We start from the raw sequence: 23,592 nt of genomic DNA on the forward strand, positions 1-23,592 counted from the left end.
CCATTAAGATTATAGAGTTTATTTATTTTGTAGATTGGTCGGAGAGGGAAACGGTTTTTCGCGATTGCCGGGTAAGTGACCCGATTTTTGCCGGCGGTCAGTCGAGCAGATCGAAGGCGCGGAAAATCCAGATGACCTGATAGCCCAGGCCGGCAATGAGGAAAAGCGCGTGAAACCGGCGGTTCGGGGTGATGGCGGCCATGATGCACATGAGGATATAGGCGGCATTGCGCAGCGGATATTCCAGTCCGAACGAGGCGAAATAGGCCCGGCCTTTCACCGCAGTGTCGACGAGATCGACCGCATAGGCGAGCGCCAGGAAGCCGAAGAACCAGGCGCGGCGCGACATGAAATAATGCTCGTAGCCGCTGTAATCCTCCATCGTGGTGGGAAACAACAGCACGCAGAGGAAAAAGAAAATGCAGCAATAGACGATGACGAAAAGATAGACGCCGAAATCGATGACCGGCACCGTATGCAGCCGATACTCCCACCACCAGAAATAGATCAGGAAGAGGAACATGAAGAGCACCCAGCCGAGATGCGGCCAGTAGATCTTCGTCTTGCCGGGATGCTGCACGAAGAGGGCAAGCCCGGTCAGCAACCGGCCATGCTGAGGCTGATGACCATGCCCATGACGACGCGGATATGGGAAAAGACCTGCGGATCGACGGGCGGGGCCAATGGCTCCATGTCTTCAGGCCTCCGGCGGCACCGGTTTCGGATGACCGCTTTCGTCGAGCGCCACCATGACGAACAGTGCGTCGGTGACCTTGTCCATGCGATCCGAGAGGTAGCGCTGCGCCCAGACCTCGACCTTCAGCGTCATCGAGGTGCGGCCGACCTTGACGACATCGGTATAGATGCACAGCGTGTCGCCGATCTTGACCGGCATCTCGAAGGCCATTTCCTTGACCGCGGCGGTGACGACGCGCCCGCGGGCCCGTTCGGCAGCGCGGATGCCGCAGGACAGGTCCATCTGCGCCATCACCCAGCCGCCGAAGATATCGCCTGCGGCATTGGCGTCTGCCGGCATCGCCAGCGTGCGCAACGTCAGGTCGCCATTTGGTTTCGTCATGGTTCGTTGTCTCCGTTTGGTTCGATGTAACCCAAGGAGGAGGCATCGGAAAAGACCCGCAGGAAAATATCCGCCGGGCACCATCAAAGGTGTTTGCTGCCAGGGATTAACAAAAGGTAAGTCGAATACCGCCAATTTTAGCCATCTATTGTTAGGGAGTTTGAAAATACGAGCGGTTATCGTGCGGTTCGACACTGCGGAGGGGTTTGCGTCCATGAAACATTTTCGAATTTCCGTGCGCCTTTATGCGCTGGTGGCGCTGGCGCTGCTGATGATGGCGGCCGTGATGCTGCTTGGCCTCATCGAAGAGCAGGAAAAGCTGGTGACGCAACGCAAGGCGATGCTTGAAGCCATGAACGAGAACGCGATCGCCGTGTTCGATGCCTATTACAAGCAGGAGCAGGCCGGCACGCTCAGCCAGGCGGATGCGCAAGCCCGCGCCATCGAGGCGGTCGGCGCGATGCGCTATCAGGGAAACGGCTATTTCTGGATCAACGACATGCAGCCGAAGATGGTGATGCATCCGATCAAGCCTGCGCTGAACGGTACGGACCTCACCGAAAACAAGGATCCGAACGGCAAGCATCTGTTCATCGAGTTCGTCAACACCGTCAAAGCCGAGGGCAAGGGTTTCGTCGACTACTACTGGCCGAAGCCGGGCGCCGAGGAGCCGGTGCTGAAATATTCGCATGTCGCCGGCTTCAAGCCCTGGGGCTGGGTCGTCGGCACCGGCGTCTATGCCGACGACCTGGCTGCGATGTTCCGGGAAGGCCTGATGCATGTGGCCGTGATGTGTGGCGTCGCGGCTCTCATCATCCTGCTTGCCGCCTTGTCGATCGTTCGCAGCGTCGTTCGCCCGGTCGAACGCCTGAAGGCATCGATGCGGGCAATCGCCGACGAGGATGTCTCGGCCGAGGTGCCGGAAACCGACCGCAAGGACGAGGTCGGCCAGATGGCGCGGGTGCTGGTCGTTCTGCGCGACTCGGTGAAGGAGCGCATCGAGCTTCGCGAACGCGAGGCCGAGCAGCAGAACCAGCTCGACGAGGAGCGCCGCAGCAACGAACACCGCCTGCAGTCCGGGGCGCAGGCGCAGGCCGACGCCATGGCAACGGTCGGCGCAGCGCTGGAAAAGCTGGCGAGCGGCGACCTGACGGCGGACATCGGCCGCATCGCGCCGGAATATTCCAAGCTGCGGGACGACTTCAACACGGCGGTGGCGGCGCTGCGCGGCGTCATCCAGTCGATCGCGCAATCGACCGAAGTGGTGCACGGCAGCGCCGGCGACATTTCGCAGGCCGCCAACAACCTGTCGCGCCGCACCGAGCAGCAGGCCGCAGCACTGGAGCAGACGGCAGCGGCGCTCGACGAGATCACCTCGACCGTCAAGAGCGCCTCCGACCGCGCGGCCGAAGCGCGCGAGATGGTCAACGAGACGAAGGGCAGCGCCGCCAGATCCGGCGAGATCGTCCGTAACGCGGTTGCCGCGATGAGCCGGATCGAGGGCTCGTCCAGCCGCATCAACCAGATCATCGGCGTCATCGACGAGATCGCCTTCCAGACCAACCTGCTTGCGCTGAACGCCGGCGTCGAGGCGGCGCGGGCAGGCGAAGCCGGCCGCGGTTTCGCCGTCGTCGCCCAGGAAGTGCGCGAACTGGCGCAGCGTTCGGCCGGTGCCGCCAAGGAGATCAAGGAACTGATCCGCAATTCGGCAACGGAAGTCGAAACCGGCGTGACGCTGGTGCGCTCGACCGGCGATGCGCTGATGGAGATCGAGGCGCTCGTCAATCGAGTGAACGACCATGTGGCCTCGATCGCCACCGCCGCGCGCGAGCAGGCAACCGGTCTGGCGGAGGTCAATACGGCCGTCAACAGCATGGACCAGATGACCCAGCAGAACGCGGCGATGGTCGAGGAGACGACGGCGGCGAGCCAGACGCTGGCGCAGGAAAGCCGCGAGCTGAAGAGCCTGCTGCAGACCTTCCGCCTTTCCGCCAGCACCAGCCAAACCGCCTACGGGCGCGCGGCCTGATCACTTCAAAAAGACGGAAATGCCGATTGCCCGTGTCCGCAAGGATGCGGGCTTTTTCCGTTCGGGGATAGCACGAGTGCGGCGGCCGCGATCTTACGCATCGGCCCGAGACCGATCGGGACGAGGCTTAACGCGGAAGCCTCGCCCCAACCGGGCGGAAGGTTCAAATGCAACAGACCCAAGTCTTAAGCGGGACAGGTCATCAGCAGTAGTATACGCCGGCCGCGCAGCGCCGCACCGTTCGGCGCGCCACGCCGGCGGCGCTGACCGGGGTGAGCGGGCGACCGACACGGGCCTCGGCGGGAAGGCCGGGGCCGAACGTCCCAGTGGAAAACAGGCTCGTGCCCGTTTCCAGTGCTCCCATGCCGATTGCGAGCGTGACGAGCATCCATCTGATTCTTCGAGTCGTTTTCATTTCGCGCCCTTTCGCACGTAGATCCCACCCATCTCGTCGAGATCGGGGATATCCTTCATTTCCACCTTCTTTGTCCCGTCCGACGCCGCCAACGTGAACGTGGCGGCTGCCGCACCAGCACCCCAGGCGCTGAAGTCCAGCGTATATTCGGGCCAGCCTTCAACCGTCTTGCTGGTGATCACGAACCGACAGGGATGTGGCACGTCGCCCTGGGCGATCCACATCTGCCAGTCCACTTCGGGGGTACGGAAGGCGACGTGGTCGCATTCCTCGCCCCGGATCACACCGCTGCCGAGATCCTTCACTTCGGTTACCTCGGCCAGAAGCACGGCCTCGGCGTCCGCACCCAACAGGTCGGCCGCGGGCAACGGGCGATGGTATTCATCGCGCAGCTTGTCGACCAACTGGTCGATCGTGCCCGGCAATTCGGACTGGGCAAAGCTGTTTGTGCTTCGGTTCAGGACCGACAGCGTCTTGCCGTCGAACGTCATGTCAACTTCTGCAAAGCCGCCGTGGCGCGTGACATGTATTTTGTCGGGCCGTTGCATATGGACGCTGCCCGAGCTTGCGATGGCCAGTTTCTGGCCGTCCGTTGTCACAATCTCGAGGCTCAGGTCCACATCGAAGGACAGGTTCTGCTGCGCCCCGAGGTATTTGGTCATCGCCTTCAGGAGATCGCGAGCCTGCGCCTCGTCAGCCAGGGCCGCGGGCGCCCCTGTTCCCACGATCATGGCCGCCGTGATTGCCCCGATCGAGACTGCCCTGCGAAGATTTGAAAGTTCAGGAGAAAGTAGCATTTGCGTCGCCCTCCATCGACCGGACACGGACGCTGCCGTGACAGGACAAAATTCACCTTACACCGATCGCACCGAGGACAGTGAACTGCATTGACGTGGATCAAAAACAAAGCGCAGCGCCTGCTGCCTGCGGGCCATGGTGCTCAGATGCAAGCGTCCCGCGCCATCATCGACATGGAGCGTTTACTCAGCGCAGGACATCCTGCGCGCATGACCTTTGGCATGGAGGCGCCAGTGCCTTCTTCGCCGTGATCGCCAGCGGCGATCCGACATCGTCCGACATCAGTTTCCAACGATGCGGATCGGCACGCCTTCCAGGATCCTGTCGAGGCCGGGAGTAGCGCTATCGCCGAAGCGGCCGGCGGTGTTCAACCCGGACCCGATGAGTCGGACGACTTCGGGAGAGCCAGCGAACTTTGAATGGCTGCCCGAACTCGAATTGTCGATCTCGGAAAGGTCGATGACCGTGGGCCCGAGTCGTTCCAACTCCTGCGCATCCGCCGCGCCGACGCGCGGGACACCCCCCGCGATCCGACGCGAGAGACGAAGCGCGCTGTCGTCCTTGGAGACGAGGATATACATCTTGTCGCGCACGGCCTGCGGCAGCAGCCCGATCTGGGTGCGGAACAGGTCGATGTCGATGTCGGGAGAGGCCAGGATGAAGTGGTTGATGGTTTTGCGGCGACCGAGGTAGCCGGCCTGCTCGGCGTCGACGAGGCCTTCCATCATCAGGAACGCGCCCATGGAATGAGCGAAGAGGTCGGCACTCTCGGCCCGGGTCCGGACCAGGATGTCGGCCATCTCCTTGATCTTGACGCGCGCAACAAGCGCGCTGTTGAGGTCGTAGACATAGCGGGGCGCCCTGGCCGCGGAGGCCCAGGTGAAGAGGACGGGCACGCCCTGGAAACCAGTGTCCTCGACGAACTGTGCCAGGCGAAGGAGGGCATCACTCGTCGTGTTGTTGTAGCCGTGGATAAAGAGCAGCACCTTCCGCTGGCCCACCGGCCGGGTGGCCAGTTCGCGGTTTATCTCCGAGACAAAGGCGTCGTCGCTATTGTATATCACCGGATCGACGATCGCGAACTCGGTGCGCGGATCGGGTGGCAGACGCTTTGCGCGTTCGAGCTGCCCCGGGGTGTGGTTCGGCGGAACAGTGACTTCCACCGAGGCGAGGCCGAGCTCCGGCGCACGGTTTGCCGAGTAAAAGGCACCCACGACTTCAGAGGCCTCGCGCGTCGTGGTGATGAAGATGCGTTTACGGCTGAGGTCACGCACCGATGCGGTCGGGACTGCCGGGTTGTCGATGCCTATGAGCTCGGGCGGGCGGCTGCAAGCAGCAACCGCCAAGAGCAGGAGTGCCGCTACAAAAGGTGGCAAGAGCGAGCGCTTGCTGATGAAATACCTCCAAGCGCTGCACTCAATCCGGCAGCCCTGTAACCTCGTCCCGGCACGAATGCTAGCAAGGATGTATTTTCGAGGCAAGCGTCGACACGATACCGGCACTTGCGGGCCTGTCTTGACCATGGCGGGTTTGCAGCCAGAATGGCGCGGTGATTCAAGATGTTAACCGTCTGCGCCAGCCATGGCGCTGAAATCGGAGAGGACTGCCAGTGATGCCATTTCGACGTGTGACGATCCGTATCGGGGCGCTGATGGCGCTGTCGCTCGGCGGGCTTTCGGCCTGCACCGTCGTCGTCGACGAGCCGCGGCCGGAGCCCTCCTACCCGCAGATGTGCACGATGGAGTACGACCCGGTCTGCGCCGATCGCGGTGACAACCGCAGGACCTTTGCCAATGCCTGCCAGGCGCGGTCCAACGGTTACCGCATCATCGGCCGCGGCGAATGCCGGCCGCAGCGGCCTGATTTCGGCGACGACCGGCCGCGGGTCTGCACGCGTGAATACTCTCCCGTCTGCGCCCGGCAGGGACGCCGCCAGCAGACCTTTTCCAATGGCTGCATGGCCGAAGCCGAAGGTTTCCGGGTGATCGGCCGCGGCGAATGCCGCCGCGCGGAAATGCCGCCCATCGACGATAGCGGTGTGCCTCCCGACCGCGACCCCGATCGCCGGCCGCAGGCCTGCACCCGCGAATACGCGCCGGTCTGCGCCCGCCAGGGCCGCCAGCGGCAGACCTTTCCGAATGCCTGCACGGCAGAGGCCGAGGGGTTCAGGGTGATCGACAACGGCCCGTGCCAGTAAGGCGGGCAGGATGGTTTGACGTTGTGCTACATTAATTGAAAGTCGTCGGCTTCCGATGAATGTGCAGCCAGCCACGTCAGGAGGTCCTCTTGGAAGCGCGCGCCCCCGATCTTGAACATGTCGAGGTATAGCTCGGGAGCAAGCGCGTCATAGAAATGTTCTGGGTCGCGCTTCGTGATGAAGGCATACAGGTCCCATGTCCTCGTGAGGGTCGTCTCCATCGTTTCTCCCTCTTGGTCCGCTGTGGTCACCGCGTGCTCGGCCAGAGCCCTGACGAACCAAGAATGATGCTCTTTGGCTTCCAATAGCCACCGATCAGCCCGAGCGGCCTCAGCAGGTTCCACTGGCCCATCCTCCTCCTGGAACAGCATCAGATTGATCATCTTGGCGGAAGGGGGCCAGCGATGCTTGGGGTCATTGACAAAATTCAAGCCGCAACACCCACATCGAAAGCGTTGTATTTTTCGAACCTTCCCGTCCTTCACGAAGTCCCTGCCGTTGCAGCCGGGGCAGTAAACATCCTCGTCATCATCCATGTCCGCCACACTATTTCCTTTCCCGTAACGGGCGCCTGCGCCAGCTTCGCAGCTCACGAAGAAGCGAGTTGATCGCCGCGATCAAACCAGTGATGGCAACAATAGCCGCTGTTAAAGGGAGTATATCCAATTGCCACTCCTTATGGCTGTTCAAGATGCAGTTAGGATATGACTTGCCGCCTTCGCTGCAATCATGAATTTTACGCAAAATTAAGGGATAGATGGAGCCGAAAAACAAACGGAGGTATGCCCTAGCTAGTTATCCTTGGCCAGCGCTCCGCAATCCCAGGTGATGCGGGCGATCTGGTACATTAGCTGCGACAGCGACAATGACCGTTTGGCGCAAAGAGGACGGGTTGGTAGAACACGCTGACGATCGAACCGCCCGTTCGCAGCGGTTCACAGTTGACGACGGAAAACAGGAAGCTGCGGCATGTCTTTGCGCATTGTTTCATTGAACGCCTGGGGTGGCCGGGTTTATGCACCGCTGATGCGTTATCTCGTCGATGTGGACGCGGATGTGATCTGCCTGCAGGAGGTGGTGCGCACGCCGGCGACCACCTCGGCATGGCTGGTCTATCGGGATCATGACGTGGAACTGCCGCAGCGGGCCAATCTGTTCGACGAGATCCGCGCCGCGCTTCCATCGCATGATGCGTTCTTCTGCCCGACGGCGCGCGGCACGCTGTTTGACGGTAACGAGGAAATTCCCTCCGAATTCGGGCTGGCGACCTTCGTGCGCCGTTCGCTCGCCGTCATCGGCCAGGCCAGCGATTTCGTCCACGGCGAATTTTCACCGGATGGCTGGGGGCCGCACCCGCGGGCGCGCAATGCCCATTGCGTTCGGCTGTTCAGCTATGAGGACGGCTTTCCGGTGACCATCGTCCAGATGCACGGCCTTCGCGATCTCAGCGGCAAGGGCGATACGCCGGCGCGCGAAAGGCAGACGGAAGCGTTGATCGAAGTGATCCTGAATCTCTGGCGCGGCGATGAGCGGCTGGTGGTCTGCGGCGATTTCAACGTCCGGCCGGAGAGCGGGATGTTCGGCGCGCTCGCCGATCTCGGCCTCGCCGATCTCGTGACGGCGCGGGGGCATACGGATACACGGACGTCCTACTACGAAAAACCGGGACGCTTTGCCGACTACATGCTGGTGACGCCGGATGTGGAGGTCGTCGGCTTCGACGTGGTAGCGCAGCCCGAAGTCTCTGACCATCGAGCGCTGCTTCTGGAGATGCGCTGATCTGCTTGGCTTCGTCGCAGGTTCTGATCGGAAAATCGTGGGACACTTTTCCGAAACCTGCTTAGGATCGGCACGCGCGCACAGTCAGGGAGGTGGCAGATGCCGATTGACGTGACCACGATCGGGTTTACCCAGAGCAGCGCGGCGGATTTCTTTGGCCGTCTGAGGCAGGCTGGCGTGAAGAGGGTCGTGGACATCAGGCTGCACAACACATCCCAGCTGGCCGGCTTCGCCAAGGCCGGCGATCTGCCGTATTTTCTCAAGGAGTTGTGTGGCGCGGACTATGTCCACCAGCCGCTGCTCGCACCGACCGAAGACATTCTCACGGCCTTCAAGAAGGAGAAGGGCGACTGGACCACGATGCGCCATCGGTTCATGGAACTGATGGCGGAGCGCCGCATCGAGAGTCGCCTTACGCCTGCGGCGTTCGCAGGGAGTTGCCTGCTCTGCTCGGAGGCCTTGCCGCACCAGTGCCACCGCCAGCTCGTCTGCGACTATCTCAACGGTAAATGGGGCGGGGCGCTCTCCGTCAGGCATTTGTGACGGATATGTGCCGCATGGCTTCTGTGCGCTTCCAGGCGGGCAGGGACCATATCCGGTAAGGGAACCGAAAGGCTTCGTTTACCCTGTTTGCATAAAATCTGCTGTGATCGCGACCTTTGCGAACCGGTGCCCGCCTTTCGACACAGGCGGACCTCAGGTTTCATGCGGGGCCGGGCGGATAGCGGATGGTGCGTTCGGCGCATCGTCACCAAGTGTAACAGCGTTGCAGCGTTCTTTCCGCTTCGACGCGCGGCGCAGTGGGCGGCAATGAGTATGGTTTCCCTTTTCCGGCGGCCCGCGCAGGTTTTCGTGCTGTCGCTTTCGCTGACGGCCTGTTCGACGGACGATCTCAGCCCGCCGGCGCGGATCGATTCGTCAGCCCGGGTCAGCGCCATCCAACCGGTCCGTGATCAGGCACGGGGGAGGCGGGAAACCGCCTATCCCTCGGCGGAAACGCCGGTCGGCACATTCTCCGAAAATTCCGACGGTGCCGTTCCCGTCGATCCGCGGATGCAGACAAGCGAGCGGCTGCCGATGATCGACAGCGAGCCGATGGAAAGCGGCCAGCAGTCTTCCGCCATGGCGAGCGTTCAGCCGATGGTCGTACCGCCCGAGGGCGTCAATATGGACGCGATGCTGGGCGTCGAGCCGGCCTCCGTGCCGGTCGTCGGCCTTGCCGAGGAGCAGAACGGCGATATCGCCGTAGGCAATGATATCGCCGTGGGCAATGAGATCGCCGAGGGCAACACCAGCCAGCCGGTGGTCGGCGGCATCGGCGGCGATACCGTGCAGCAGCTCGGCGGACCGCAGGGCGCAACGGCGTCGGCGGAGGCGGATCCAGGCTATGATCCGGACCTGCCGCCCTTGAGCCCGGAGAAAATTGCCGCCGAGGAAGCGCGCAAGGCGCAGTTTCTCGAGCAGCAGCAGCGGGTGATGCTGCGCCGGCAGCAGGCGCAGGAAGAACAGCAGGTGGCCTTCCTGCCACGGGCCGAAAACCCTTTGAGCGAACCCGATTTCACCGGCCGGATGCCGGCAGCCGAAGTCGCCTGCCGAAAGCGGCTGAAGAAGCTGAAGGTCGAATTCAGGGACATTGCGCGCATCCATGACAGCAAGGCCTGCGGCATCGACTATCCGATCGAGCTCACCGGCCTTTCCGGCGGCATCGACGTCAAGCCCGCCGTCAAGCTGAATTGCGAGGTGACCGAGGCCTTCGCGCTCTGGGTGAAGAACGAACTGGCGCCGTCGGCCCGCTACCGCTATCTCTCCGGCGTCAGGACGATCAAGCCGCTCGGCGGCTATTCCTGCCGGACGATGAATTCGCGGCGCGGCAACCCGATGTCGGAACATGCCCGCGGCAATGCCATCGACGTCGGCAAGTTCGTGCTGAAGTCCGGCAAGGAGATCGACGTGCGCAAGCCGGGCTTCTTCGCCTTCCGCGAAAAGGGTCTCTTGAAGGCGGTGCGCAGCGACAGCTGCAAATATTTCAACACCGTGCTTGGCCCCGGCAGCGACCCGCAGCACAAGGATCACTTCCATTTCGACCTGCGGAACCGCAAGTCTGGCTACCGGCATTGCGATTGAGCCAATCCGCGTAGCCGGCCTTCACCTGAACCCCGCGATGAGGGATTGCGGGACTCCTCGTCCGAGCGGGCGATGACGTTTTGCCGCGGGTTTCGTCTTGCAAGTTAACAATATACAATATATGTAATTGTTAATTGACAGAAACGCAGGAGTTCGTCCCATGCCGTTGCAGGCCTTCGCCCCGATTGCTGCGGAAAAACCGGATGTGCGGGGATTTTACCATGCGCGGACCGGAAGCGTGCAATACGTCGTGTCCGATCCGCAGACAGGCGCTTGCGCAATCATCGATCCGGTCCTGGACTATGACGAGAAATCGGGGGCGACGGCCACCGTCGAGGCCGATGCCATTCTCGCCTATGTGGCGGAGCGGAAACTCAAGGTCACCTGGATCCTCGATACGCATCCCCATGCGGATCATTTTTCTGCCGCCGCCTATCTGAAAGAGAAAACCGGCGCGCCAACCGCGATCGGCGAACGCGTGGTCGACGTGCAGCGGCTCTGGAGCGGTCTCTACAATCTGCCGGGCCCTGCCACGGACGGTTCGCAATGGGATCGGCTGTTTGCCGACGGCGATACGTTCAAGGTCGGTCAGATCGAGGGAAGGGTGATGTTCTCGCCGGGGCATACGCTGGCCTCGGTCACCTATGTGATCGGTGATGCGGCCTTCGTGCACGATACGCTGTTCATGCCCGACAGCGGCACCGCCCGCGCCGATTTTCCCGGCGGGGACGCCCGGCGGCTGTGGGAAACGATCCAGGCGATCCTGTCGCTGCCCGAGGAGACGCGCGTCTTTACCGGACACGATTACCAGCCGGATGGCCGCCCGCCGCTGTGGGAAAGTACAGTCGGCGCCCAGAAGCGGAACAATCCGCATGTCGCCGGGCGCAGTGCCGAGGATTTCATCCGCCTGCGCAAGGCGCGCGATGCGACCTTGCCGATGCCGAAGCTCATCCTGCATGCGCTGCAGGTCAACATCCGCGGCGGCAGGCTGCCCGAGCCGGAGGACAATGGACGGCGTTATCTGAAAATTCCGCTTGATGCTCTGAGCGGCGCGGCCTGGGAGTAAGCACATGAACACAGCATCGCCCACCCAGCCGCATCTGCGTGCCGATATGGCAGCGCGCGCCACGGACGCCGCCGAGTTTTTGCGCATCCTTGCCAATCCGAACAGGCTGATGATCGTCTGCACGCTGGTCGAAGGGGAGCGCTCGGTGAGTGAGCTCGAGGGACTGCTCGGCATTCACCAGCCGACGCTATCGCAGCAACTGGGTGTTCTTCGCGATGGCGGTTTCGTCGAAACGAGGCGGGATGCCAAGCAGATCTTTTACCGCTTGACCGAAGATCGGGCCGCGCGCCTCGTCACCGCCCTCTACGATATCTTCTGCGCCGATGGAGGCCGCATATGAGCGTATATCTGATCTCGCTTGCGGGCGGCATGCTGATCGGCCTTTCGGCGGCGATCCTGATGCTGGCGAACGGCCGGGTCGCCGGAATAAGCGGCATTGCCGGACGGCTTCTGCAGGGCCGGCAACCGGGCGTGGGCACGGCGTTCGTGGCAGGCCTTATGCTTGGCCCCATAGGCTACCGGCTGATCGCCGGGGCATGGCCGGCCGTGACGATCCAGGCCTCGACGCCGCTGCTCATCATTGCCGGCCTGCTCGTCGGCTTCGGCTCGCGGATGGGCTCCGGCTGCACCAGCGGCCATGGCGTCGTCGGGCTGGCGCGGCTATCGCCGCGGTCGCTCGTTGCCGTCGCGACATTCATGACAGCGGCGGTGTTGACCGTATTCCTGATGGGAGCCATTTCATGACAAAGCCTGCCGGATCACGCATGATCGCCGCCCTGGTTTCCGGGCTCGTGTTCGGCCTCGGCCTGTCCTTGTCCGGAATGCTCGATCCCGCCCGTGTGCGTGGTTTTCTCGACATCACCGGTGCCTGGGATCCAAGCCTTGCCTTCGTTCTCGGCGGCGCGGTGGCGGTGGCGGCTCTGGGCACGCTTCTCGCCAAACGCATGGCCGCGCCGATGCTTGACGACCGGTTCCACCTGCCGGAGGGCCGGCTGATCGACAGCCGCCTGGTCGCCGGCTCGGCCATCTTCGGCATCGGCTGGGGCATTGGCGGGCTTTGCCCGGGACCGGCGCTGGCATCGCTGTCGCTCGGGCTGCCGGCAACGGTCTGGTTTGTCGTTGCCATGCTGGCGGGCATGATCGTCCACGACCGTTTCGTGGTGCCAAGGACATGAGCGCCACCGTTCTCGCTACGCTCGGTTCGGGTGGCATCGTCGGCTTTACCCTCGGTCTCGTCGGTGGAGGAGGATCGATCCTCGCCGTGCCACTGCTTCTCTACGTCGTCGGCGTCGCCAATCCGCACGTGGCGATCGGGACGAGCGCCGTTGCCGTTTCGGTCAATGCCTTCGCCAATTTCGTCGTCCATGCGCGGGCAGGGCATGTCTGGTGGCGCTGCGCTGCCGTTTTCGCGCTGTTCGGCACTATCGCGGCGCTCGTTGCCTCGACGCTCGGCAAGGCGGTCGACGGGCAGCTTCTTCTCTTTGCCTTCGGGCTACTGATGATCATCGTCGGCGGATTGATGCTGAAGCCGAGGAAAACCGCCGAAGCTGTCGTGCGACCCGTCGACCTGCGGATGTGCCTGACGACCGCGCTGGTCGCCGCGGCGACGGGCGCAGCCTCTGGCTTTTTCGGAATAGGCGGCGGGTTTCTCATCGTGCCGGGCCTCATTCTCGCGACCGGAATGCCGATGATACAGGCCGTCGGCTCGTCTCTTCTGGCCATTGGCACGTTCGGGCTTGCGACAGCGCTGAATTATGCCGCCTCCGGCCTGATCGACTGGGTGGTGGCAGCGGAATTCGTCGCCGGCGGAATCCTGGGCGGCATTGGGGGAACCGTGATGGGGGCACGCCTCGCGCGGCGCAAGGCCGTCCTCAACCGAATCTTCGCGGTGCTGATCCTGGCCGTCGCGCTCTATATGCTTGCCCGCAGCGCCTTGGCGTTCTGATCCGCTCGGGCAAAACGCATCTGCCTATTTTTTGCGATGCCGGGGTGAACATTGCCGCGGAAAGGTCCATATAAGGCCTCTCTTTCCGCACGTACCCCTCCGGAACACATTACATGGCGCCCATCGTTTCCGTTTCCAATCTGGTGAAAACCTATGCGTCTGGCTTCCAGGCGCTCAAAGATGTCAGCCTCGAGATCGAGGAGGGCGAGATCCTTGCGCTGCTTGGCCCGAACGGTGCCGGCAAGACGACGCTGATCTCGATCATCTGCGGCATCGTCAATCCGACGAGCGGCGAGGTTAAGGTCGGCGGCTACGACGTCGTCAGGGATTTTCGCGAGACGCGCTCGATCATCGGCCTGGTGCCGCAGGAACTGACGACCGACCAGTTCGAGACCGTCTGGAACACGGTGTCCTTCTCGCGTGGCCTGCATGGCAAGAAGCCGGACCCGGCACATATCGAGAAGGTGTTGAAGGACCTGTCGCTCTACGACAAGAAGGACAACATGCTGCGCGAGCTTTCCGGCGGCATGAAGCGCCGGGTGCTGATCGCCAAGGCGCTTTCGCACGAGCCGCGCATCCTGTTTCTCGACGAGCCGACTGCGGGCGTCGACGTCAACCTGCGCAAGGACATGTGGCAGGTGGTCGAGAAGCTGCGCGCCACCGGCGTGACGATTATCCTGACGACACACTACATCGAAGAGGCCGAAGAGATCGCCGATCGGGTCGGCGTCATCAATGGCGGCAAGATCCTGTTGATCGAGCAAAAGACGGACCTGATGAAGAAGCTCGGGCGCAAGGAGCTGCGCGTCGACCTGCAGGAGCCGATCTCGACCATCCCCGAGACGCTCTCCGGCTACGAACTGACGATCGAGGATGAGGGGCACTCGCTGATCTACGATTACAACACGGCAAGCGAGCGCACCGGCATCACGACGCTTTTGACGGCCCTGGCCGAGGCCGGGATCAGGCTGAAGGACATCTCGACACGGCAGAGCTCGCTCGAGGATATTTTCGTCGAACTGGTGGGAGCACGCGCATGAACCTCGAAGCGGTCAAGTCGATCTATTTCTTCGAGATGGCGCGGACGAGGCGCACGCTGCTCCAGAGCGTCGTATCGCCGGTTATCTCCACCTCGCTCTACTTCATCGTCTTCGGCGCCGCGGTCGGCTCACGGATCCAGGAGATCGACGGCGTCTCCTATGGCGCCTTCATCACGCCCGGGCTGATCATGCTGACGTTGCTCACCCAGTGCATCGGCAACGGTTCCTTCGGCATCTACTTTCCGAAATTCACCGGCACGATCTACGAGATCCTGTCGTCACCGGTGTCGATGACGGAGATCGTGCTCGGCTATGTCGGGGCGGCGGCAACCAAGGGGTTGATGATCGGCACGATCATTCTCGGCACGGCGGCGCTGTTCGTCGACCTGCATATCGCCCATCCGCTGGTGATGATCCTGTTCTTCGTGCTGACCGCCATCACCTTCAGCCTGTTCGGCTTCATCATCGGCATCTGGGCCAAGGATTTCGAGCAGCTGAACCTGATCCCGATGCTGGTCATCCCTCCGCTCGTCTTCCTCGGCGGCAGCTTCTATTCGATCGACATGCTGCCGCCCTTCTGGCAGGCAGTCAGCCATTTCAACCCGGTGCTCTACCTGATCAGCGGCTTCCGCTGGAGCTTCTTCGAGATCGCCGACGTCAATCCGGCGGTGAGCTTCTCTATCATCGTCGTGTTTCTGGCGGTGCTGATGGGATTGCTGACGTGGATCTTCAGGACGGGGTATCGGTTGAGGAACTAAAGAGGTCAGCCGGGTTGCGAGAGGCTTGGAAAGCTCGTCCTGAACAATGGCGGCAGGCCTCTTGTTTCGACCGGGGAAGCGGCCTGCTGAAAATAGCCTTGATTGAGTGGGTGGTACCGTTTCCGATTTTGACCACCATCCGCATGTACAGCCGTTCGTCGTTGAGCGCGAAGGCAATGTCGAAGGGCGAATTGCCGTAAACGCTGCGGACATTCTCTTGCCAGCGGCCCGTACCTTCTGCGAACCGTGAACTGGTGTTCAAGTTGGTCCCGATGATGGCGGACCAGCCGTTGTTCGCCGTAACCGTCATGAGCGCTCCATGTCTGATGATGGTGATAAGGCACGTGTTGCATGAGCCGGCATTCGAACTGACCTGTTGCCACTGCCCATGGAAAACCGAATCGTCAGCATATGCCGCAATAGTCGATAGTGTTGCAGCAGCAACGATAAGCAACGATCGCAACAGCCGGTTCATACATGCCCTCCGTCGTTCTAGTTAATCCCTCAACCTCAACTCATCCGTCTGCATCTGCAGGAAATCCAGCGTCGAGAGGAAGCTCATGCCGAGCAGGCTCTGGTCGAGCTTGCCTTGCTCGGCGACGGTCGCGCGGATGTTGTTGCGGACGATCGGGCCGATGGCGACTTCGGCGAGGGTGACGGGGGCGGCGCGGGCCGTGCCGTTGGCGGTGAGAACGGTCTGGGAATAGGTGAGACCGGCCGGGCTGAGACCCAGCTTTTCGGCATCCTCGTAGGATATCGCGACGGTGCTGGCGCCGGTATCGACCAGCATCTGGACACTGGTACCGTTGATCGTTACGGGCGTTTCGAAATGTCCGTTCAGGACCTTGTGCAGCACGACTTCCTGGCGGCCCTCATTGTCGGTGAAGACCGTGGCCCGGCCGGGGATGAGGCCACCCGCCAGCCGGTTGCCGAAGGATTGCAGGTCCTGGCGGTAGAGATAGACCGACACGAGAACCAGGATGATCAGCACCCAGATGGCGAACTGGCGAAGGCTCTGGCCGATGTGGCGCCGGCTCTGCAGGATGCCGGTGCTGATCATGGCCGCGATGGCGCCAAGCGTGACGAGGCGGCCGAAGTCGTCGTTCATGATGCCGAAGGTGCGGCCGCTGTCGTGATTCAGGATGAGAAAGACGAGCCCGACCGCCAATATGCCGAGAAGAATGGCCAGCCTGTTCATTCCTGGTCGACCCGTTCGCGGGCCATGCGGGCCCGGCGTGTTTCGCGGCGCGGCTTGCGTTCAACCGTTTCGAGCCGGGCCGGCAGGAGCTCCATGATGTTGCGGCGCTCTTCGGACGTATAGAGCGTCCAGGCGCCGATCTCGTCGCGCGTGCGGCCGCAGCCGAAGCAGTAGCCGGTTTTCATGTCGATCGAACAGACGAGGATGCAGGGCGATTCCATTCAGGCGTAACGTCCATCAAGAGCGGTTCGAAATATATCGGCGTTTCAAATCGCCAGCGCAAGGGCGGCAAGAACCGCGATTTCGCTCAGCTGTTGTGTTGCGCCGATTGTGTCGCCCGTATGGCCGCCGATCTTGCCGGCGACGATCTGGCTGAAGGCGGGCACCGTTGCGGCAAAGGCGGCGATGGAAAGCACCGCGGCAAGCAGCGAGACGCCCGAGACAAGCAGAAGAAGCGCCGCCAAAACGACGCCGAGAAAGAGAGCGACGGTTACCGCAGCCGCATCCGGTTCGCCCGCCGACGCTGCGACGCCATCCTTGCGGGCCGGCGGCAGTTTCGACCAGTGCCAGACCATCGCCGTGCGGCTGAGTGCGGCCGCGGCAAGGACGAGCAGGCCGGCGCCGCTCGGCGACACCAGCGGGATTACCGCGGCAAGCGCCGAAACGCGCAGGCCGAAGGACAGGATGAGCGCGACCGCGCCGTAGGAGCCGATGCGGCTGTCCTTCATGATGACCAGCGCGCTTTCCTTCGACCGGCCGCCCCCCAGGCCGTCGGCGGTGTCGCTGAGGCCGTCCTCGTGCAGGGCGCCGGTGATCAGCGCCTGGATCGCCACTGCCACGAAGGCGGTAAACAGGGGAGCCGCCTGGATGGCGCTAAAGATGGAGACGATCGCGGCGGCCGGCAACACGATCAGCAGCCCCGCGACCGGGAAGGCGCGCACAGCGCGGCTCAAGCGTCCGTCGAAATCGACGAAATGGCGCTGCGGCATGTGGATGCGGCTGAGAAAGGCGACCGAGCGCGCCACGTCGTCGATGAAGTCGCGGATATCGAACATTGGCTCCCCCTGGCGTTTCACGCTTTCGAGCGCATGCGGAAAAACGCACTGCTTGCTGATTCCAGAGCATCTTATCCGCTTGCAAGCGCTTCGGCTTGAAGAGGCTGCTCCAGCGATCCGCCCCCCGCGAATCGGTGTTTTCCGGCTGATCATGCGCCGGCGACACGAACAGGCGCAAATGCCGTTGCCGGATTTGTCATCGCGCTCTATGAGGAAGCACCTTTGCGGGCGAAGCATCCGCCGGCGACGAGACGACAAGAGGATACCGATCCATGAGTGCCAGCGGCCTGCCGTTCGACGATTTCCGTGAGTTGCTGCGCAATCTGCCAGGCCCCGACAGTGCGGCGCTGGTGGCGGCGCGCGAGCGTGATGCGCAACTGACCAAGCCGCCGGGTGCGCTCGGGCGGCTGGAAGAGATCGCCTTCTGGCTCGCCGCCTGGACGGGCAGGGCGCCCGCCGTCAACCGGCCGCTGGTGGCGATCTTTGCCGGCAATCACGGCGTGACGAAACAGGGCGTGACGCCTTTCCCGCCCTCGGTGACGGCGCAGATGGTCGAGAATTTCGCGGCCGGCGGCGCTGCCATCAACCAGATCTGCGTCAGCCATGATCTCGGGCTGAAGGTGTTCGACCTGGCGCTGGATTACCCGACTGCCGATATCACCGAAGAGGCGGCGCTTTCGGAGCGCGACTGCGCAGCCACCATGGCCTTCGGCATGGAGGCAGTTGCCGGTGGCACCGATCTCCTGTGCATCGGCGAAATGGGCATCGGCAACACGACGATCGCGGCTGCGATCAACCTGGCGCTTTATGGCGGTACGGCCGAGGATTGGGTCGGTCCCGGCACCGGATCGCAGGGTGAAGTGCTGGCCCGCAAGATCGCCGCCGTCGAAAAGGCGGTGGCGCTGCATGCCGACCATCTGTCTGATCCGCTGGAAGTGCTGCGACGCCTCGGCGGTCGCGAGATCGCCGCCATGGCCGGCGCGATCCTCGCCGCACGCATGCAGAAGATCCCCGTCATCATCGACGGCTATGTGGCAACGACGGCCGCTGCCATTCTGCGCGCCGTCAATCCGGCAGCGCTCGACCACTGCCTGATCGGCCACGTTTCGGCCGAACCGGGGCATATGAAGGCGATCGAGATGCTCGGCAAGACGCCGCTTCTGGCGCTCGGCATGCGGCTCGGCGAAGGGACTGGTGCCGCCCTTGCGGCCGGCATCGTCAAGGCCGCCGCTGCCTGCCATTCGGGCATGGCGACGTTTGCCCAGGCCGGCGTCAGCAACAAGAGCTGACGGGGCCCGGGATATCGCCACCGGTTGCAATGCAGGATGCGACCGGGCGATGCCGGGATTCGTCACCGGTCCAGCAGGAAAGCCCCGCCTATACCGTTAATTGCCGTGTCTGCCGCCATCGTCCGGCCATCATGGGGCTTGATACGGCATGCCTTCTCACTTATGCGGAGGCGGTAATTTGATGACAACCCGCAGCCGTTCGACAACATTCAGGCCGGTGTCAGAATTGCATGCTCGATGCATTCGCTCCACGCGGCGCTAGGAGAGCGAACATGTATCTGGACAGGGACCTTCGTGGCATGGGCAAGCCGGTAAAAAAACTGACGGGCATCGCGCATTTCTTCGCCGCTGCTAGCTACTCGCTGGGCGGCGCCAAGCGCCTGTTGGGGGAGGCGGCATTTCGCCACGAACTCATGGCCTTCGGGGGCGCCATGGTCGCGTTCGTCATCAGTGGCGCGACTTTCTTCCAATATGTCGCGATGCTGGTGCTGTTCCTGCTGATGATCGCCTTCGAAGCACTGAACACGGCGATCGAGGAAATCGTCGATCGCGTCTCTCCCGAAATTTCCGAGATGGGCAAGAATGCCAAGGATCTCGGCTCGCTGGCTTGCCTCTGCGTCATCGTCGCCAATGCCGGCTACGCGGCCTATGTGGTCTTCCTGTCGAAGCTTTTCGCTGTCTAGGCTGCCTGGCTTTTCCGGTTGTGTCGCAGGTTTTGACCGGAAAGCCGCGGGACACCTTTCCGAAACCTGGCTGGGCCGGCCGCGTTTTATTCCCGCCGCGGCATTCAAATTAAATTGAGCGACGGGGCGGCATGCCGGTGCCGATCAAAGTTGACGCGCAAGATCATAATTATATACCGGAGCCGCCGGGCAGGATGGTCCGGCCAAACATTTCGAGAGGCTTCCATGAAAATTTCGTTCCCGGGTTCCGCAAGCGCGCTGGCGCTGGCGACTGCGCTGCTTGGCGCGACCGCCGTCAAGGCCGACGACATAGGCATTGTCGTCTACAATGCCCAGCATGAGAGCCTTGGTATCGAATGGGCCGCGGCCTTCACCAAGGAAACCGGCATCCCGGTGACCCTGCGCAAGGGCAGCGACATGGAGTTCGCCAACCAGATCGTCCAGGAAGGTGCCGCATCGCCGGCCGACGTGTTCCTGACGGAGAATTCGCCGGCCATGTCGCTGGTCGATGGGGCCGGGCTGTTCGAGCCGATCGCCGCCGACACGCTGGCGCAGGTGCCGGAAAATTTCCGCCCCTCCAACGGCCACTGGGTCGGCGTTGCCGCTCGCTCGACCGTATTTGCCTATGACAAGACCAAGCTGAGCCAAGACCAGTTGCCGAAGTCGCTGCTCGACCTTGCCGATCCAAGCTGGAAGGGCCGCTGGGCAGCGTCGCCCTCCGGCGCAGACTTCCAGGCGATCGTCAGCGCGCTCCTGTCGCTGAAGGGCGAGGAAGCGACCGCATCGTGGCTGAAGTCGATGAAGGAAAACTTCACGGCCTACAAGGGCAACTCGACGGCGATGAAGGCGGTCAATGCCGGCGAAGTCGAAGGCGCGGTGATCTATCACTATTACTATTTCGGCGATCAGGCGAAGACCGGCGAGAACAGCAAGAATGTGGCGCTGCATTTCTTCAAGAATGAAGACCCGGGCGCATTCGTCAGCATTTCCGGCGGCGGCGTGCTTGCGGCCAGCCAGCACAAGGAAAACGCCCAGAAATTCCTGAAGTGGCTGACGGGCAAGGGTGGCCAGGCGATCCTTCGCGACGGCACCTCCTTTGAATATGCCGTCGGCAACGGCGAAGCGTCGAACGCAGCGCTGCCGGCGCTCTCCGGCCTGCAATACCCGAAGGTCGATCCGGCGACGCTGAACAGCGCAAAAGTCACAGACCTGATGACGGCGGCCGGTCTGCTGTGATAGGCAAGGTCTAAACCTGAACGGAACTCTCCGCTTAGGGACCGTCATCCAGACTGCCGCAGAATTCCTAACCGCAATCGCCTCGAGGAATTAGGCAACAGTTTAAACGTGTTACAGCGTTTTCTTCGCGTCATATCCGGCGCGCGGCGCTGTGGCGGCAACATTCGCAGCGGCGCGTGAAGGCGGCTGCGAATGTCTTTTGGTTTGAAAGCAGAGATCTTGAGCGCCACCGCGTTTCATGTCGAATCCCCTTCCGCCCTGCGGCGGTTGCTTGCCACCGCAAGAGGTCGCTCTCGGGTTCCCTACTTCTGGGTCACGATCTTTGCGGCCTTCGTTTCGCTCGTCAGTCTCGTGCCGCTCGGCTTTATCGCCTGGATCACCCTCCAGACCGGTTGGGAAACCGCATCAAGGCTGATTTTTCGCGGTCGTGTTGGCGAACTGCTGATCAACACGGCGCTGCTCGAGCTCTGCACCATCCCGCTGACGATCGTGCTGTCGGTGGCGCTCGCATGGCTGACGGAGCGGACTGACCTGCCCGGCGCTCGGCTTTGGGCCTGGCTTGCGGTGGCGCCGCTTGCGGTTCCGGCCTTCGTGCACAGCTATGCCTGGATCAGCCTGTTTCCCAGCCTGCATGGGTTGGCCGGGGGCGTGCTGGTATCGGTGCTCGCCTATTTCCCGTTCCTCTATCTGCCGATTGCCGCACAACTCAGGCGTCTTGATCCGGCGATCGAGGATGCGGCAGCCTCGCTCGGGCTCAATCCGTGGCAGGTCTTCTTCCGTGCCATCCTGCCGCAGCTCAGGCTGGCGATCTGCGGCGGCTCGCTCTTGGTGGGCCTCCATCTGCTGGCCGAATACGGCCTCTACGTGATGATCCGTTTCGACACGTTCTCGACGGCGATCGTCGACCAGTTCCAGTCGGCCTTCAACGGCCCGGCGGCGAACATGCTGGCGGGCGTTCTCGTCGCCTGCTGCCTGCTGCTCCTCGGTATCGAAGTGCTGCTGCGCGGTGGCGAGCGCTATGCCCGCGTCGGTTCCGGCGCTGCGCGTCCGGCCGACACGCGGCGGCTTGGCTGGATGGTCGTTCCGGCACTGGCGTTCAACGTCGCGACGGTGGCGCTGGCGATCGGGGTGCCTTTCGTCACCCTGACGCGCTGGCTTTATATCGGCGGCGTCGAGATCTGGCGGATCGATCTCGTTGGCGGCGCGTTCGGGCAGACCGTCTTCTTGGCCATTGCCGGCGGCGTGCTGGCGACGATCGCCGCAGCGCCGATGGCCTGGCTGTCGGTGCGGGCGCCCGGCCGGCTGCAGCGGATCTTCGAGGCCTGCCATTATTATGTCGGCGCGCTCCCCGGCGTGGTGGTGGCCCTTGCGCTGGTGACGATCACCGTGCGGCTGATCCTGCCGCTCTACCAGACATTCGCGACCCTTTTCCTTGCCTATGTGCTACTGTTCCTGCCGCGCGCCATGGTCGGCCTGCGCACCAGCATCGCGCAGGCGCCTGTCGAACTCGAGCGCGCCGCGATGGCCCTGGGGCGTACTCCGTTCCAGGCGGTTCGCCAGACGACGATGCGGCTGGCGGCACCCGGCGTTGCGGCGAGTACGGCGCTGGTGGCGCTCGGCATCACCAACGAACTGACGGCGACGCTGATGCTGTCACCCACCGGCGTCGAGACTTTGGCTACCAAATTCTGGTCGCTCACCAGCGAGATCGACTATGTCGCGGCGGCACCCTATGCGGTGATGATGGTGCTTCTCTCGCTGCCTCTGACCTTCCTCCTTTACATCCAATCCAGACGGGCAGCCGGGCAATGACGTTTCTGACCATCGATGCCATCAGCAAATCCTACGGCCCGACGCCGGCGCTCGACACGATCGACATGAGGATCGAGGCGGGCGGCCGCACCGCGATCGTCGGACCCTCCGGCTCCGGCAAGACGACGCTTCTGCGCATCATCGCCGGTTTCGAGACGCCCGATAGCGGCGCGCTGGTGCTGGACGGAAGAGCGCTTGCCGGCAATGGCGCGCTCGTGCCGGCGCACAAGCGGGGCATCGGCATCGTTTCGCAGGACGGCGCGCTCTTCCCGCACCTGACGGTGGCCGACAATATCGGCTTCGGGCTGGCGAAGAAGGCTGCGGATCGTAACCAGCGGATCGCCGAGCTGATGGAGATGGTCGAGCTCGACGGCATCATGGCGGCACGGCGTCCTCACCAGCTTTCCGGCGGGCAGCAGCAGCGTGTCGCATTGGCGCGGGCACTGGCGCTGAAGCCGCGGCTGATGCTGCTCGACGAGCCTTTCTCGGCGCTCGACACGGGCTTGCGCGATACGATGCGGCGGACGGTGGCGCGGGTGCTGCGGGCAGCGGGAGCGACGGCGATTCTGGTGACGCATGACCAGGCCGAAGCGCTGTCCTTTGCCGATCAGGTGGCCGTGCTGCGGCAGGGACGGCTCGTGCAATTCGGGCCGCCGCGGGCGCTTTATGGAAAGCCGCGCGACCGCGAAACAGCGACCTTCCTCGGCGAGGCCATTCTGCTCGACGCCGATATCGTGCCTGGCCGCGCGGAGTGCATTCTGGGTTCACTCGCGGTGGAGCCGGGATCGAAGACGGGGCAGGCGACGATCATGCTGCGCCCCGAACAGATCCGGCTGACGACGGCCGTTGCCGGGAGCGAGCCGGATGGCCCCTGCGGGCGCATCGACGACGTGGAGTTCGGCGGCGGCGATTGCACGGTTCTCGTCCGGATCGATCGCACCGACCGCGCCATGCCGGATTTCCTGTCGATCAAATGTGTCGGCTTCGAAATTCCCGGGCCGGGCGATCTGGTGCGGATCAGCGTCCACGGCCCGGCGCACGTGCTGGCCGATTGACGCGCAAAGGTCGCTGTAGGACTTTAAATTCCTGC

The 23,592-nt window shown here is 62.9% G+C and carries 26 protein-coding genes and 2 pseudogenes; 18 read left to right on the forward strand and 10 right to left on the reverse strand.

From position 1 onward, the window contains the following. Window positions 1–97: 97 nt before the first annotated feature. Window positions 98–693: pseudogene (locus A3AY_RS0104880) on the reverse strand (hypothetical protein). Window positions 694–697: 4 nt separating this feature from the next. Beyond that, window positions 698–1,078, reverse strand: coding sequence for an acyl-CoA thioesterase (locus A3AY_RS0104890; RefSeq protein ID WP_018324568.1), 381 nt, complete (start codon window positions 1,076–1,078; stop codon window positions 698–700). Between the two features lie 214 nt (window positions 1,079–1,292). Here A3AY_RS0104890 and A3AY_RS0104895 point away from each other — a divergent pair, with 214 nt between their 5' ends. After that, window positions 1,293–3,107: a methyl-accepting chemotaxis protein gene (locus tag A3AY_RS0104895; RefSeq protein ID WP_018324569.1), complete on the forward strand. Its 1,815-nt coding sequence runs from the start codon at window positions 1,293–1,295 to the stop codon at window positions 3,105–3,107. A gap of 202 nt (window positions 3,108–3,309) precedes the next feature. Here A3AY_RS0104895 and A3AY_RS0104900 read toward each other — a convergent pair whose 3' ends face one another. Both A3AY_RS0104900 and A3AY_RS0104905 read right to left on the reverse strand, forming a co-directional pair. Next, complete coding sequence (locus A3AY_RS0104900; protein ID WP_026203118.1) at window positions 3,310–3,522, reverse strand: hypothetical protein; 213 nt, start codon at window positions 3,520–3,522, stop codon at window positions 3,310–3,312. Further along, entirely contained in the window at window positions 3,519–4,319 is an 801-nt protein-coding gene (locus tag A3AY_RS0104905; protein ID WP_018324571.1) for a DUF2092 domain-containing protein, read from the reverse strand. Before A3AY_RS0104905 ends, A3AY_RS0104900 begins: the two co-directional genes overlap by 4 nt. Window positions 4,320–4,409: 90 nt before the next feature. On the opposite strand from A3AY_RS0104905, the gene A3AY_RS38920 reads away from it, so the two are divergent. Continuing rightward, window positions 4,410–4,571, forward strand: coding sequence for a hypothetical protein (locus A3AY_RS38920; RefSeq protein WP_154663250.1), 162 nt, complete (start codon window positions 4,410–4,412; stop codon window positions 4,569–4,571). A gap of 30 nt (window positions 4,572–4,601) precedes the next feature. Here A3AY_RS38920 and A3AY_RS0104915 read toward each other — a convergent pair whose 3' ends face one another. Next, entirely contained in the window at window positions 4,602–5,666 is a 1,065-nt protein-coding gene (locus A3AY_RS0104915) for an alpha/beta hydrolase (RefSeq protein WP_018324573.1), read from the reverse strand. A 263-nt stretch (window positions 5,667–5,929) separates the two neighbouring features. Between A3AY_RS0104915 and A3AY_RS0104920 the strand changes: the two genes are divergently transcribed. Beyond that, window positions 5,930–6,517 (forward strand): Kazal-type serine protease inhibitor domain-containing protein, encoded by a 588-nt coding sequence (locus A3AY_RS0104920; RefSeq protein ID WP_026203120.1) that lies wholly within the window; start codon window positions 5,930–5,932, stop codon window positions 6,515–6,517. A gap of 26 nt (window positions 6,518–6,543) precedes the next feature. Here the strand turns inward: A3AY_RS0104920 and A3AY_RS0104925 are convergent, their stop codons facing one another. Further along, complete coding sequence (locus tag A3AY_RS0104925) at window positions 6,544–7,062, reverse strand: IS1/IS1595 family N-terminal zinc-binding domain-containing protein (protein ID WP_018324575.1); 519 nt, start codon at window positions 7,060–7,062, stop codon at window positions 6,544–6,546. A 424-nt stretch (window positions 7,063–7,486) separates the two neighbouring features. Here A3AY_RS0104925 and A3AY_RS0104930 point away from each other — a divergent pair, with 424 nt between their 5' ends. The 10 genes and pseudogenes from A3AY_RS0104930 to A3AY_RS0104975 all read left to right on the forward strand — a co-directional run bounded on the left by A3AY_RS0104930 (window position 7,487) and on the right by A3AY_RS0104975 (window position 15,229). Beyond that, window positions 7,487–8,296 (forward strand): endonuclease/exonuclease/phosphatase family protein, encoded by an 810-nt coding sequence (locus A3AY_RS0104930; protein WP_018324576.1) that lies wholly within the window; start codon window positions 7,487–7,489, stop codon window positions 8,294–8,296. A gap of 99 nt (window positions 8,297–8,395) precedes the next feature. Then, a complete protein-coding gene (locus A3AY_RS0104935; protein WP_018324577.1) occupies window positions 8,396–8,839 on the forward strand; it encodes a DUF488 domain-containing protein in 444 nt (147 codons plus the stop codon). Between the two features lie 267 nt (window positions 8,840–9,106). Beyond that, window positions 9,107–10,420, forward strand: a complete 1,314-nt coding sequence (locus A3AY_RS0104940; RefSeq protein WP_026203122.1) for an extensin-like domain-containing protein — start codon at window positions 9,107–9,109, stop codon at window positions 10,418–10,420. Between the two features lie 187 nt (window positions 10,421–10,607). Beyond that, window positions 10,608–11,486, forward strand: a pseudogene (locus tag A3AY_RS0104945) (MBL fold metallo-hydrolase); the annotation flags it as partial. A gap of 4 nt (window positions 11,487–11,490) precedes the next feature. Next, on the forward strand, window positions 11,491–11,826 hold the full coding sequence (locus tag A3AY_RS0104950; RefSeq protein WP_018324580.1) for an ArsR/SmtB family transcription factor: 336 nt from the start codon (window positions 11,491–11,493) through the stop codon (window positions 11,824–11,826). Continuing rightward, the gene (locus tag A3AY_RS0104955; protein ID WP_018324581.1) at window positions 11,823–12,230 is read left to right on the forward strand and encodes a YeeE/YedE family protein; all 408 of its coding nucleotides are present in this window, start codon (window positions 11,823–11,825) and stop codon (window positions 12,228–12,230) included. Before A3AY_RS0104950 ends, A3AY_RS0104955 begins: the two co-directional genes overlap by 4 nt. Then, on the forward strand, window positions 12,227–12,661 hold the full coding sequence (locus A3AY_RS0104960) for a DUF6691 family protein (RefSeq protein WP_018324582.1): 435 nt from the start codon (window positions 12,227–12,229) through the stop codon (window positions 12,659–12,661). Before A3AY_RS0104955 ends, A3AY_RS0104960 begins: the two co-directional genes overlap by 4 nt. Beyond that, entirely contained in the window at window positions 12,658–13,431 is a 774-nt protein-coding gene (locus A3AY_RS0104965; RefSeq protein ID WP_018324583.1) for a sulfite exporter TauE/SafE family protein, read from the forward strand. Before A3AY_RS0104960 ends, A3AY_RS0104965 begins: the two co-directional genes overlap by 4 nt. A 113-nt stretch (window positions 13,432–13,544) precedes the next feature. Beyond that, window positions 13,545–14,471, forward strand: a complete 927-nt coding sequence (locus A3AY_RS0104970; RefSeq protein ID WP_018324584.1) for an ABC transporter ATP-binding protein — start codon at window positions 13,545–13,547, stop codon at window positions 14,469–14,471. Further along, window positions 14,468–15,229: an ABC transporter permease gene (locus tag A3AY_RS0104975; RefSeq protein ID WP_018324585.1), complete on the forward strand. Its 762-nt coding sequence runs from the start codon at window positions 14,468–14,470 to the stop codon at window positions 15,227–15,229. The genes A3AY_RS0104970 and A3AY_RS0104975 overlap by 4 nt, the downstream gene beginning before the upstream one ends. Here the strand turns inward: A3AY_RS0104975 and A3AY_RS36975 are convergent. From A3AY_RS36975 to A3AY_RS0104995, 4 genes are read right to left on the reverse strand one after another with little or no spacing between them, the layout of a single operon-like run. Beyond that, entirely contained in the window at window positions 15,201–15,704 is a 504-nt protein-coding gene (locus A3AY_RS36975; RefSeq protein WP_018324586.1) for a hypothetical protein, read from the reverse strand. The genes A3AY_RS0104975 and A3AY_RS36975 overlap by 29 nt on opposite strands. Before the next feature lie 21 nt (window positions 15,705–15,725). Further along, window positions 15,726–16,427, reverse strand: a complete 702-nt coding sequence (locus A3AY_RS0104985; protein ID WP_018324587.1) for a retropepsin-like aspartic protease family protein — start codon at window positions 16,425–16,427, stop codon at window positions 15,726–15,728. Then, window positions 16,424–16,648, reverse strand: coding sequence for a DUF1289 domain-containing protein (locus tag A3AY_RS0104990; protein WP_018324588.1), 225 nt, complete (start codon window positions 16,646–16,648; stop codon window positions 16,424–16,426). Before A3AY_RS0104990 ends, A3AY_RS0104985 begins: the two co-directional genes overlap by 4 nt. A 45-nt stretch (window positions 16,649–16,693) precedes the next feature. Then, window positions 16,694–17,482: an adenosylcobinamide-GDP ribazoletransferase gene (locus tag A3AY_RS0104995; protein WP_018324589.1), complete on the reverse strand. Its 789-nt coding sequence runs from the start codon at window positions 17,480–17,482 to the stop codon at window positions 16,694–16,696. A gap of 272 nt (window positions 17,483–17,754) precedes the next feature. Between A3AY_RS0104995 and cobT the strand changes: the two genes are divergently transcribed. The 5 genes from cobT to A3AY_RS0105020 all read left to right on the forward strand — a co-directional run bounded on the left by cobT (window position 17,755) and on the right by A3AY_RS0105020 (window position 23,557). Beyond that, the gene (gene cobT, locus A3AY_RS0105000) at window positions 17,755–18,771 is read left to right on the forward strand and encodes a nicotinate-nucleotide--dimethylbenzimidazole phosphoribosyltransferase (RefSeq protein WP_018324590.1); all 1,017 of its coding nucleotides are present in this window, start codon (window positions 17,755–17,757) and stop codon (window positions 18,769–18,771) included. Window positions 18,772–19,043: 272 nt separating this feature from the next. Continuing rightward, a complete protein-coding gene (locus A3AY_RS0105005; RefSeq protein ID WP_018324591.1) occupies window positions 19,044–19,454 on the forward strand; it encodes a diacylglycerol kinase in 411 nt (136 codons plus the stop codon). 225 nt (window positions 19,455–19,679) lie between these two features. Further along, window positions 19,680–20,690, forward strand: coding sequence for an iron ABC transporter substrate-binding protein (locus A3AY_RS0105010; protein WP_018324592.1), 1,011 nt, complete (start codon window positions 19,680–19,682; stop codon window positions 20,688–20,690). Window positions 20,691–20,882: 192 nt separating this feature from the next. After that, window positions 20,883–22,502, forward strand: coding sequence for an ABC transporter permease (locus A3AY_RS0105015; protein ID WP_018324593.1), 1,620 nt, complete (start codon window positions 20,883–20,885; stop codon window positions 22,500–22,502). Beyond that, window positions 22,499–23,557, forward strand: a complete 1,059-nt coding sequence (locus A3AY_RS0105020) for an ABC transporter ATP-binding protein (RefSeq protein ID WP_018324594.1) — start codon at window positions 22,499–22,501, stop codon at window positions 23,555–23,557. Before A3AY_RS0105015 ends, A3AY_RS0105020 begins: the two co-directional genes overlap by 4 nt. The last annotated feature ends 35 nt before the right edge of the window (window positions 23,558–23,592 follow it).

Source organism: Rhizobium giardinii bv. giardinii H152, assembly GCF_000379605.1.
Lineage (GTDB): Bacteria > Pseudomonadota > Alphaproteobacteria > Rhizobiales > Rhizobiaceae > Pararhizobium > Pararhizobium giardinii.